Origin of the sequence: Aphanizomenon sp. UHCC 0183, from assembly GCF_009712065.1 — a bacterium.
Taxonomy (GTDB): domain Bacteria; phylum Cyanobacteriota; class Cyanobacteriia; order Cyanobacteriales; family Nostocaceae; genus Dolichospermum; species Dolichospermum heterosporum.
In genome coordinates this window covers 6519-18768 of record NZ_VILC01000117.1, presented here as the reverse complement: position 1 = coordinate 18768, position 12250 = coordinate 6519, and the positions used below count along the sequence as shown (strand labels likewise).

Below are 12250 nucleotides of genomic sequence, written 5' to 3'. Positions count from 1 at the left end.
TTGTTGATAGGCTTCGTAAATTTTGCCAAATCCAGTTTTATCACTTAATAAACGTAATACTCGATAACGTCCTATCAATTCCAATTGAGAACCACAACTTTGACAAAAACGGTTTTCGTCATTATCTGGATGATTAGGTTGAGAACAAACTGGATTAATGCAAAGGCTCATAATAGGGAACAGGGAACAGGGAACAGGGAATAGGGAATAGGGAATAGGGAATAGGGAATAGGGGTAAGAGGTAAATATGTATCTTTAATTTTGCTTTCTACCAATTACCAATTACCAATTACTAATTTGAAATTATCTTATGTTTGTGATGCTAAAAAAGTGGCGACTGTTTGATTAAATTCTGTGGGGTTGCTTAGAAATGGCCAATGATTTCCCGGTACTTGACACAGATTTAAGTTTTTGAGATTGGTTTTGTAGGGTTGAATTTGCCAATTTTGGCGGTTTACACCTTTTTCTGGTTGTATAAAGAGGGCAGGTGTGTCAATTGGGTGAATAAAACCTGGTACTTCCATAACTGCGTCAAAAATCCCGTCACGGGCGGCTATGGTAAATTTGCTACCCCAAGTCCCGTTGGGTTTTTGTTCAATTGCGGCTTGAAAAACTTGCTGTTGCAAAGAACTCCAATTTTGATATTGACTGAGTTGTTTAATTTTTTGTTCAGCTTCGTCGTAACTGGCAAAAGGTCCCATGCTTTTCAGAAAGGGTAAAACACGATACAACAGGGGAAATGTGATTTTTAGGAAACTGGGCATTTTCCAGATAAAAATGGGATCTACTAAGGTGATACTTTTTAATCTGCTTGGGTTCTCTCTAGCCCAAATAGCGGCTAATTTCCCTGTCCAGGAGTGGCTGACGATATGAGCCGCAGACCATCCTAGTTTATCCATTAATGCTTCCAAATCAGCGATCGCACTGGCAAAGCTATAATCTTGTTCTGGCTTACTACTCTCACCATGACCACGCATATCTGGCGCAACTATATGGTAATTTGCTGCTAAATAATCTCCCAAACTAGACCAAACCAAGGCATGATCAGCCATACCATGTAATAACAGTAATGGTTCTTGACCTTGACTCCATTCTAAATAAGAAAGTTGAATATCAGATGTTGATAGAGTTTGACGTACAGGCATGATTTTGTCAATCTTTTCCAGGACAGGGGAAGAGGGAATTTTACCAGAAAAATAACTTTTTTGGGATTAATTTTTAATTTTGATGATTGTACTGATTAGCACGAATTAATGGAACTAATAAATGTCAAAATCAAGAATAGGAATACACTACAGTGGTATGCACTTGAATAAGATACAAAAGTTATCTACAAAGCCATACAGCAAAAGACTTTCAACTTTTCTGTTCCCTGTTCCCTGTTCCCTGTTCCCTGTTCCCTGTTCCCTGTTCCCTGTTCCCTGTTCCCTGCTATGGGATATTAAAATTACTATGCCAGAAATAGAACAATCCATTGCCCAACACTATCACGACCGGACTAAGTACCACCCTGAAACCCTGGCTTCTAAAAGTCGTAATTTAGACTGGAATAAACAGCCAGTACCGTTCAAAGAGTATAAAATTGGCTCTGACATTGACCTTAAACCTTATCTGCAAGAAACAGCGGCAACTGTTGCCAATCAACAAGATACCAAATGGTGGTGGCGGCTTTCTCAACTATTATTTCACAGTTATGGACTCACTGCAAAAATGCCTTCCTTGGGTAATACAGTATACTTACGTTCTGCGCCTAGTGCGGGGGGCTTATATCCGGCTGAAGTATATTTAGTTTCTCGCGGGACACCATTATTACCGCCGGGACTTTATAATTATCAATGTCGAACTCATTCGTTAATGCACTTTTGGGAAAGTGATGTTTGGCAAAGTTTACAATCTGCTTGTTTTTGGCATCCTTCCCTGGAAAGTACCCAATTAGCTATAATTACAACTGCGGTTTTTTATCGTTCGGCTTGGCGTTATGAAGACAGGGCTTATCGGCGGATTTTTCTGGACACGGGGCATCTTTTAAGTAATATTCAGTTAGCTTGTAATATTGCTGACTATCGCTCTCATTTAATTGGCGGTTTTGCTGATGAGGCTGTTAATGAATTACTTTATATTGATCATGAACAAGAAGGAACAACTGCTGTTTTAGCTTTGGCAGATTTGTTAGATGTGCGCCAAAATTTACCACTAGGACGGACTGCTTTACCTTCGACAACTGCCACTAATTATCCATCTATTCCTGATGGTGAATTGCTGAAATATTTTCACATAAATACTCAAATTCCAGTGAATAACAGTAGTAAGTTAAATTTACCAAATGTGGAACTAGAAAAGTCTTTGGAAGATAAGTATAACTTCCCTTTTTGTGAAAAATTTTCGACTCGAACTACACCAATTTATTGGGGAGAAGATTTAGCAGATTTATCGAATACTATCTATAAACGCCGTTCAACTCGTGCTTATACTGGTGATGATTTAAGTTTTGATGAATTGAAAGCTTTACTTGATTTTACTTATCAACCCCAAAATTATATTGACCAAAATTTAGATCCTCACCCTGATTATTTTGATTTGAATTTAATAGAAACATTTGTAGCTGTTTCTGGAGTGCAAGGATTAGATCCAGGCTGTTATTATTACGCACCTAAAGCCCAAGAATTACGGCAAATTCGGTTTAAAAATTTCCGTCGAGAATTACATTTCTTATGTTTAGGACAGGAATTAGGCAGAGATGCAGGTGCAGTATTATTTCATACTGCTGATTTAAAAAATGCGATTGCTCAATATGGAGATCGTGTTTACCGTTATTTACACTTAGATGCAGGTATTTTAGGACAAAGGCTTAATTTAGCAGCCATTCGTCTTAACTTAGGTGTCAGTGGCATCGCTGGTTTTTTTGATGACCAAGTAAATAATGTCTTAGGTATCCCTATGGATGAAGCAGTGATCTACATTACGACACTAGGAAAACCCAGGTAGAAGCAAAGGAGTCAGGAGTCAGGAGAAAGAAGAAAGAAATTATTCCCCTGCTTACAATATCCACCATAATCACAACATCATCATTAAACTTCCGGTTCAATACCAAGGGACTTTAATTGGGCAATTAGACGATCATTTTTCTGACGTTCTAATTCCGCCCTTTCCTCACCACTTAACAACAAATTACCCTGTGAATCCCAGAACCGTAGCCAAGGTAATTCCAAATTTTGATATTTACCCTGCCAAATCCCTAACTCAATTCCCAAAACGGCAATCGGATAATGTCCACGTTCATTGGCTGCTAATAATTGATATTGTCCTTCAATGAAATGATAAACTTCTATACTGGCTTTGTTCACTTCATAAATACAATAAAAAGCCGGATGAATCACCTGTTCATAAATCCAAAATTTACCTTTCCAGCGAGTTTTATCTCGTTCTTTATCACCATTTCCAGAAACAAATTCCAAAACAATTAATGGAGCAATAAATTCCTGCCAAAGTACATAAGAATGTCGTATTTCACCATTGATAATAGGTGGCACGTTCGGCACATAAAACCATTTTGGAAATTCTGCACCACATTCTGGAGTGTAAGTCATTTTCCAATAGATACCTAAATCCTGTCCAATACAATATTGACCATCTGGGTGGTATTTTTGTAGTATGGGTTTGATAGATTCTGTTAGTAAAATACCTTGAAAATGTTCTTGCCAATTTTGACCTACGGTACGCTTCGCTAACACAGGCGTACTGTCAGACTCAAGTAGTTGGGTATGGTCTGGAAAACCATTTTTAGCCGTAGAGTCGCCGCTAACCATTATATACTTTCATTTTTTTGCTGAGTGTATAAACTATTGTATACCAATCTTCAACCATTACTTAATCAATATCAAATTCTCAACACGCCACCAGAAACTGGATTTGATGAAATTGCCAGTAGTCTGTCAACCCAAAAATGATGGGTGAAGGCAAGCAGGGGGTGGGGGAGGTAGGGGGTAGGGGAGGTGGGGGAGGTGGGGGAGGTAGGGGAGGTGGGGGAGGTGGGGGAGGTAGGGGGAGTTAGGGGGGGAGTTAGGGGGGGGGGAGGGAAGAACAGAAGTTTTTTTCCGATCATTACCCTGTGGGTTGGGTTTCGCTATCGCTCAACCTAACAAAATCCTTGATAATGTTGGGTTATGGCTGATGCCTCCGGCGATAGCGAAGCGCTGCTGCAAGCAGTTCGCAGGGATACGCCACACTTCGTGAACTTGATTGCTTCTCGTCCCTCGCAATGACTGTAAATATTTTTGTCCGATAAAAGGTACTAAAATCCGTGAAATCAGCGCAATCCGTCTAATCCGTGATTCAGACCTTTTTCCCTGCGTAATGCATATAATCCGCAATTCTAACCTTATTTTTTCAAAATGAGAATTGCTGGGCAAATACGGGGGTTGCCCCTACGGATTTTTAATTATCTTGACGGATTACGCCACCAACAACAGGTTTAATTTCTCCACTGGAAAATGGATCTGTGCCACCTGTCCAATTAAAGTCACTAATGCGAATACTAAAACCGCCTAATTCTAGCACCGGATTATAACGCAGAGTAATACCGTAGGTGCGGCGGCTGTATTCGACTATGTAATCAGTGCTGGTGCTTTTACCTGTATCTAGATTAATGGATGTTTGCAAACCTAACTTAAGTGGTCCATAGATTTGCTGATAAAGTCCTGCATTCAGGACTCTGTTATCCACTGAACGATCAAAAAGAAAGGGTGATAAACCGCTATTAGTTCCTTGGGAGTAGGTGAGATTAAAGGCGGTATAATCTAAGTAAGGTCGAGAGAAGTTACCAATCTGTCCTACTAAGCCAACAGTCCCAGTTAAGGTAGTTTGGTTATCACTGCTACTATAATAGCTAGTAGTTCCTGTGACACCTGCGATCGCCTGCAAATACGGTACGATAGGAGTAGGGGTATATTTTAATCCCTCACTAGCTGTAGCTGCCAATGGTTGCCCTTGCCACAAATTGATACCACCACTCAAGGCCACAGTTCCTTGTAAACGACCCAGAGAAATGCGATCGTTTTTTCGTCCTGGTGAGAGTAAATCTTGACGGTCAGTATTTGCATCTATATATTGAGCGCCGCCTTGATAACTAAGATTAATACCGGTTTTGCCTAAAGGAATAATAGGAGAACTGATGATGCCACCGAGACTACTTTGGACAGTTTGATAGCCAAGACTACCATTATATAGGCGATCGCGGTAAATAGATTCTAAACTCAATATATAAGGATTAACATTACCCAAATTTTGGCGTAACCGCAAACTTCCGCGCAAGTTATTTTCTAACTGATTGAAATCAAAACTAGTTAACTCCCCCGCACCTTCCAAAATAGTTTTCGGACTAAAAACAGCATTTAGCCTAGTCTTCACACCAAATAAACTAGCCACATTCTCACTATCCTTAAAAGCCCTTTGCAGATAAAACTGGGGCGTAATCGTCCAGCGTTTTTGATTAGCATTAATTACTTCAAAATCCCGTTCTAGATACAAACCATCTCGTTTACCCGTATCAAAACCAGGAGCAACAATAGTCGGATTGACTTTACGTGGACGACGATCTATTGTCCGACTATTAACAGGCAGAGGGATAACAGCGTTTTGATCAAAAACCAACCTTTGACGCTGGGTAGTAATTTTATCTATCAAAGGCGCTTCCCGCGTCACATTTACCTGCTCCGCTCTTAATTCTAATTCCGGTGGTGAAAAAGGATCATTAGTAATTCTCACATCTTGCGCTTGAAAACCTCGCGGATAAAATTCAATCCGTTGAGCTTCAAACCTGAATCGTTTCACCGTACCCCCAGACTTAGGTGCAGGGACATTTCGCGCGTCTGATTGACCACTAGCGCCAAATTGTATACCCCCTGAACTGTTCACACTCGTCAGCGGCTGATTAGCGCGAATGCGATTACTTAACGGCTGGCTAGATACACCCCCTGCTGTAATATCTGTAGGTAGAGTCGGTGAAAAAGCAAAATCTGTACCTGCTGTGGGGATATAAAGTTCACCTTTACCGTTTTCTAAATCCCCATTATCTTGAATAAAATTATAGGTAAACCGTTGTCCTTGGAGTACCTGATTACCTCTAGTTAAAACCACATTACCTTCCCCCACTGCAATCAAATTATCCAAATTAATTTGTAGGGTATCGGCATCAATCACTGCCCCATCAAACCTGACAACAACATTACCATCAGCAGTGACAACTCGCCTTTGCTCATCATACTCCTGGCGATCGGCAATTACTTCCACAACTCTGCCTTTCCCCACAGGAATCTTCTCTACTGTCGGCGGTTGGGGTGACGGCGGAAATTCTACAGTCGTAGGTGTAGACTCTTGATTTTCGGGATTGCGAAGCTTGAATTCAATAATATTTTGGATTGGTGCAGCAGGTTTTTTATCACCAACAGACAACCGGAATTTCCCCCCCGATTCCTGTAAATTCACATTACTAGGCTGAGTTGGGGGGATAGATGTTTCCGCTAAAACTGCCGATTGTTCAGGATAGCTAGGTAAAGACTTGGGTGCTAAATTTTCCGGTGGAGATAACAGAGAAAAAGACTTCTCAACAACATTTGCCTGGACTATACTGGTATTTGATTGATATTTGTTATCCTGATTTTTACCAACAATTATCAGTTTTCGCTCATCAGTTTTCACCTTGACAATAGGAGCAAAAGCAGCATTATCAACAGGTTTTAAAGATTCAAGACTTGGAGGTAGCTGAGGCGGTAATACTGGATGAAACATATTTTCAATCTGACCAAAAAGCAAAAAATAAGTAGTGAGACAGAATTAATTACACAATGTCATTGCGTTAGCGCAGCGTGGCGTTAGCCATATATAACGAAGTGAAATGAAGCAATCGCAAGGGTTGTGATTGCTTCCCTTCGCTTGCAATGACTGTAAATATTTTTGTCCAATTACTTAGCCGGAAGGTTAAATCACATCTTAGCCTGTTTCTACCTTCCAGCCACTAGCGCTAATTTATTGGCTATTTATTCTGCATCCCGACGACCAGGGTTACGGGCTGGGTCATTAGACAAAAACCCGAATATGAAAATGCTAACAAACAAACCGACGACAATATAAACAGCGATTTTTAAACTCAACATAGAACTAACTCCCAGGGGTTTGCCAAATAGTAATTAATTTATCTTACCCATATCTTGTTCCTTTTGCGAAGGAATAGGGAAAAGGGGTAGGGGAAGTAAGGGAAGTGGGGGAGGTAGGGGAAGTAGGGGAGTTAGGGGAAGTGGGGAGGTAGGGGAAATATCTATTACCTATTACCTATTACCTATTACCTATTATATTGGCAACACGATGTTTGATAACTTTTGCTGGTACACCTACCGCAATGGAATAAGGGGGAATATCTTTATTGACTACTGCACCTGCACCAATAATGCTACCTTCACCAATGGTAACTCCATCTAATACAGTCACACCATGTCCTAGCCAACAGTCATCTTCAATAGTAATTCCGTCACGAGTCACACCTTGCTGTTTTATAGGTAGTAACAAGTCTGTAAAAACATGATTATTAGCATAGATTCCACAATGAGATGCTATCAGGCAGTTTTTACCAATGCGGATATCTCCCTGACCAGCAATACACACACCAGGAGCTATATAAGTATTTTCATCAATATATATAGAAGTATTATCCATACATCCGATATCTACATTTCGCTCAATTGTGACTTGATTACTAATATACATTCTATTGTTTTGATGTCCTTTGGCATCTAAACGCACACCCTTGAAGATATTCACTCCGTTGCCAATTTCAATACATGAACTTCCAGTTATTTCTACTCCATGTTGAATAAAAACTTCATTACCCATACTGCCAAAAATATTTTGATATACCAATCTTCTTAGCTGTGGTCCCATTGCAATTGTTGGTAAATCTCCCAATAAAGTAGTTATTAATAGTTCTTGAAATCTTTGAATTTTTGCAGAATATTTTTGGTCAATCATGATACATCTCTCGTGAATCAATTATTTTTAGGCAAGAAGGAATTCAGGAAAATCATTTTTGATTTTCCTCGATACTAGAAGCAAGCAAATTTATCCCTAAAAATCCCCAAATATCTGCAAAATTCCCAATTATGGCAATACATAAGTTTGCCTACAGTTGTCAATTGTGTACTCAATTACTGAAAAACTCTCGATTTAAACAGTTTTGCAATGATGTCTAAATAAGTTATTTCATCTAAGTTTAGCCTCATTTTTATATGCACCTGTATTGAATTAATCAGCAACGTTAATCACCTTTTTCTGGGTTGCATAAATTCACTAGCTAATATCAGTGCATAGCAGTAGTTAGTCTCAGTTAATCTCTGGGCAAGTAATTGGACAGAATTAATGACACACCCTGTTTTTTGTTCTCTGATAACCTGATTGAAGTTAATTTTGTCAAACTACTGATGAGATTAATTTGGTAAACATATCAACTTTTACTGTATCGGGAAAGTTGAGACAGTTGGTAATGCAACTACGAATACAGAAATATTCATGCAGATCAATTACCAGCGGATTTTTGCCATATTTTTTCACAAATGGCTTTAAATATTTGTGTTTTCACAACAATGAATTTCCGTAGGTATTAATAGTGCTAGAATCACTTCTTTTGTGTCACAATTTGATTTTTATTCAATTGGGATGATTATTTTTAAATAAAAACTACTATGGTGGAGTGTCTCCCACATCTGCCATGATGTTAAAATTCACCATTGGTGCAAACAAGAAGGCACTACCGCGACTGCTGTGGCGGCTTTCTTGTAAATAACTTGTAGAGTATCTGGCTCTAATCATGTTGCACACAAATGATTTATAGGCTAACTAAATTACATTTTCAATTACAGAATTGTTGTTTGGGAACAATTGCTATTAAGCATAACATATTTTTGATTGGGTGAAAAAGTTTTATCAAAAAAGATTAAGGTAATAAATACAGCAGAATTCAGCAGTAAAAATGGCTTACTGTTCGGCTTTGAATTTAGAGCGTGTACTTCATTAATCTGCAATTTGCTGTAATATATTTAGATCCCTGACTTGTGAAAGAAGTTGGTAATCTTTGGTTTACTGTTACTCAATAGATAAAATCATGACTTACGCAACTGGCACATTGGTAGGGTGCGTCAGATATCAATAATCTGTTTATTTACAGGATTTATACGGTCTGACGCACCTAACAACTACAACAAATTTTTAGTGTGACACTTGCGTAAGTCCTATGATCTACTGGTAGCAGTGCTTTATGAACTCGCTATTTTGCCTATATACACAGCAGATAATTAAATTTTACTAAAACTTTAGCCATAAATCAGGAAACCCCGTAGACTCAGGACACCTTTTAGTTTCATGTTTATCTCTAGAAATTAAATAGTTGCCAATTCTTAACAAAGTCATCAAACGTTGACAAATACGGTATAAAGAGTTGGCAATATTAGGTAAAAACAGTAAACAATATCCATAGCTGAACTTAAAGTTTTTCTAAACTATGCAGCCAATTCGTACTTTTAATGTATCTCCTTCACTACCATCCAGACTAGAACCCCTGCGGAAACTAGCCTATAATCTCCATTTTGATTGGAATGTGGAGAGCAAAGACCTGTTTCGTCGTTTAGATCCTGATTTATGGGAATCTACCCACCATAATCCAGTATTAATGCTGGGAACTATTAGTCAAAGCCGACTATTAGAAGTTGTTGAAGATGAAGGCTTTTTAGCGCAAGTAGACCGAGCAGCGCGGCAGTTAGAAGATTATTTGCAGGAATACACTTGGTATAAAAAACAAAGAAATCAGCACCAGAAGGAATGTTACGCCTATTTTTCCGCTGAATTTGGGTTAGTAGATTGCTTACCTATCTATTCAGGTGGTTTGGGTGTACTCGCAGGAGATCACCTGAAATCTGCGAGTGATTTGGGATTACCTTTGGTGGGTGTGGGCTTATTATATCAACAAGGCTACTTTGCCCAGTATCTTAATGCTGATGGTTGGCAGCAGGAACGCTACCTCATCAATGATTTCTATAATATGCCCTTGCATTTGGAACGCAACCCCGATGGTACAGAATTACGGATTGCGGTAGATTATCCTGGACGTAAGGTATATGCACGGGTGTGGCGTGTTCAGGTAGGAACTGTACCGCTGTATATGCTTGATACTAATATTGAGCCGAATAAGGCTTATGACCACGATATCACCGATCAGTTGTATGGTGGTGATATAGATATGCGTATCCATCAGGAAATTATGCTGGGGATAGGTGGGGTGCAAATGCTCAAAGCCTTGGGGTATGAAGTCACTGCTTACCACATGAATGAAGGTCATGCGGCTTTCTCGGCTTTAGAACGCATTCGCATTCTGATTCAGGAAAAAGGACTGAGTTACAGAGAAGCTAGACAGGTGGTGTCTTCTAGTAATATCTTCACTACCCACACTCCAGTTCCCGCGGGAATTGACTTGTTTGCTCCTGATAAGATGTTGCATTATTTGGGTTACTATGCAGATATCTTTGGTTTACCGAAAGAGCAGTTTTTAGGCTTGGGACGAGAAAATACTGGTGATTTGTCTGCACCTTTCAGTATGGCAGTTTTAGCACTGAAGATGGCGACATTCTCTAATGGTGTGGCACAATTGCATGGTGTTGTTTCCCGGCAGATGTTCCAAGGTTTGTGGCAGAAAGTTCCTGTGGAAGAAGTACCAATTGCTGCTATTACTAACGGTGTCCATGCCCGCAGTTGTGTAAGTAAATCCACGCAAGAGCTATACGATCGCTATCTTGGTCCAAACTGGTCATCAGCACCACCTGATAGCCAATTGTGGGAACGCATGGATGCAATTCCCGATGAGGAGTTATGGCGGAATCACGAGCGCTGCCGTTTGGATATGGTGTTGTATGTTCGAGAACATTTAGTCAAACATTTGCGCGATCGCGGTGCTTCTGCTTCTGATATTGTTCAGGCACAAGAGGTGCTTGATCCTAACGTTTTTACCATTGGCTTTGCCCGTCGTTTTGCTACCTACAAACGCGCTACTCTATGGATGCGTGATTTGGAAAGAATTAAAAGGATTTTACTCGCTAACAAACACCGCAAGGTGCAGTTTGTGATTGCTGGGAAAGCACATCCTAAAGACATCCCTGGTAAAGAATTAATTCGGGATATTAACCACTTTATCCGCGAACACCATTTAGAAAAACAGGTGGTATTTGTCCCTAACTACGATATTCACATCGCCCGCTTAATGGTAGCAGGTTGTGATATCTGGTTAAATACTCCCCGTCGTCCCCGTGAAGCTTCAGGAACAAGTGGCATGAAAGCTGCTATGAATGGTTTACCAAATCTCAGTGTTCTTGATGGTTGGTGGGATGAAGCGGACTATGTTCGCACAGGTTGGGCAATAGGACATGGTGAAAACTATGATGATCCTAATTACCAAGATGAAATAGAAGCTAACGCCCTCTATGAGTTGTTAGAAAAGGAAGTTATTCCCCTATTCTATGATCATCGTGATGGTGATGGTTTGCCTCGTCCTTGGGTAGCAAAAATGAAGGATGCGATTCGGTTGAATTGTCCTTTCTTTAATACAGCCCGGATGGTGCGAGAATATGCAATGAGAGCTTATTTCCCGGCGAGCGATCGCTATCATACCCTCACCGTTGATAATTATGCCCCAGCCAAGGAATTAGCCGCCTGGAAAGCAAAATTAGGTGAACACTGGTTTAACATCAAAATCAAAGATGTTGACGTATCCGCAGCATCAGATATTGAAGTTAATCAAACTGTAGCCGTCAAAGCTAAGGTAGATTTAGCAACTTTGAAAAATGATGATGTGCAAGTAGAACTATATCAAGGTTCTATTGATGCCAACGGTGATATTGTCAATGCTGTACCTGTGATCATGGATTATCAAGGACAAGATGCGGAAAATTCCAGTCTTTATACCGCAAATATCACCTACACAACTTCTGGTTTGCAAGGTTTATCTTTGCGTGTCTTACCTCGAAATCAATACCTCTCTAGCCCTTATGAACCCAGATTAATCGCCTGGGCGGAATAAGTAAATAATGTAGAGATGTTCCATAAAACGTCTCTACAAAAATTGTTAAAAATATAGATTTCACCGTTTAGGGGGGTGTTTGAAAAGTCATGATTGCTGTATCAAATATTTTACCCCTCCCTAACCCTCCCCTTATAAAGG

The 12250-nt window shown here is 39.8% G+C and carries 9 protein-coding genes; 2 read left to right on the top strand and 7 right to left on the bottom strand.

All coding sequences use genetic code 11. The annotated features are described in order from the left end of the window. Together FJR37_RS27240 and FJR37_RS23635 are read right to left on the bottom strand one after the other, a co-directional pair. On the bottom strand, nt 1–171 hold a 171-nt coding region (locus FJR37_RS27240; RefSeq protein WP_371416162.1), incomplete at its 3' end, for a 4-Cys prefix domain-containing protein. Nucleotides 172–308: 137 nt separating this feature from the next. Beyond that, entirely contained in the window at nt 309–1145 is an 837-nt protein-coding gene (locus tag FJR37_RS23635; RefSeq protein WP_039205208.1) for an alpha/beta fold hydrolase, read from the bottom strand. Nucleotides 1146–1452: 307 nt separating this feature from the next. On the opposite strand from FJR37_RS23635, the gene FJR37_RS23630 reads away from it, so the two are divergent. Continuing rightward, nucleotides 1453–2985, top strand: a complete 1533-nt coding sequence (locus FJR37_RS23630) for a SagB/ThcOx family dehydrogenase (RefSeq protein WP_053540759.1) — start codon at nt 1453–1455, stop codon at nt 2983–2985. Nucleotides 2986–3068: 83 nt separating this feature from the next. Here FJR37_RS23630 and FJR37_RS23625 read toward each other — a convergent pair whose 3' ends face one another. The 5 genes from FJR37_RS23625 to FJR37_RS27500 all read right to left on the bottom strand — a co-directional run bounded on the left by FJR37_RS23625 (nt 3069) and on the right by FJR37_RS27500 (nt 8856). Beyond that, the gene (locus tag FJR37_RS23625) at nt 3069–3806 is read right to left on the bottom strand and encodes a Uma2 family endonuclease (RefSeq protein ID WP_168467275.1); all 738 of its coding nucleotides are present in this window, start codon (nt 3804–3806) and stop codon (nt 3069–3071) included. Between the two features lie 628 nt (nt 3807–4434). Further along, on the bottom strand, nt 4435–6786 hold the full coding sequence (locus FJR37_RS23615) for a DUF3769 domain-containing protein (RefSeq protein ID WP_168467274.1): 2352 nt from the start codon (nt 6784–6786) through the stop codon (nt 4435–4437). Nucleotides 6787–7034: 248 nt separating this feature from the next. Next, entirely contained in the window at nt 7035–7151 is a 117-nt protein-coding gene (locus tag FJR37_RS23610; RefSeq protein ID WP_035082549.1) for a photosystem II reaction center protein I, read from the bottom strand. A 178-nt stretch (nt 7152–7329) separates the two neighbouring features. After that, nucleotides 7330–8019: a DapH/DapD/GlmU-related protein gene (locus FJR37_RS27560; RefSeq protein WP_168467273.1), complete on the bottom strand. Its 690-nt coding sequence runs from the start codon at nt 8017–8019 to the stop codon at nt 7330–7332. A 708-nt stretch (nt 8020–8727) separates the two neighbouring features. Further along, the gene (locus FJR37_RS27500) at nt 8728–8856 is read right to left on the bottom strand and encodes a hypothetical protein (protein ID WP_256366897.1); all 129 of its coding nucleotides are present in this window, start codon (nt 8854–8856) and stop codon (nt 8728–8730) included. Nucleotides 8857–9544: 688 nt separating this feature from the next. Between FJR37_RS27500 and glgP the strand changes: the two genes are divergently transcribed. Then, nucleotides 9545–12109: an alpha-glucan family phosphorylase gene (glgP, locus tag FJR37_RS23600; RefSeq protein ID WP_168467272.1), complete on the top strand. Its 2565-nt coding sequence runs from the start codon at nt 9545–9547 to the stop codon at nt 12107–12109. Nucleotides 12110–12250 lie beyond the last annotated feature (141 nt).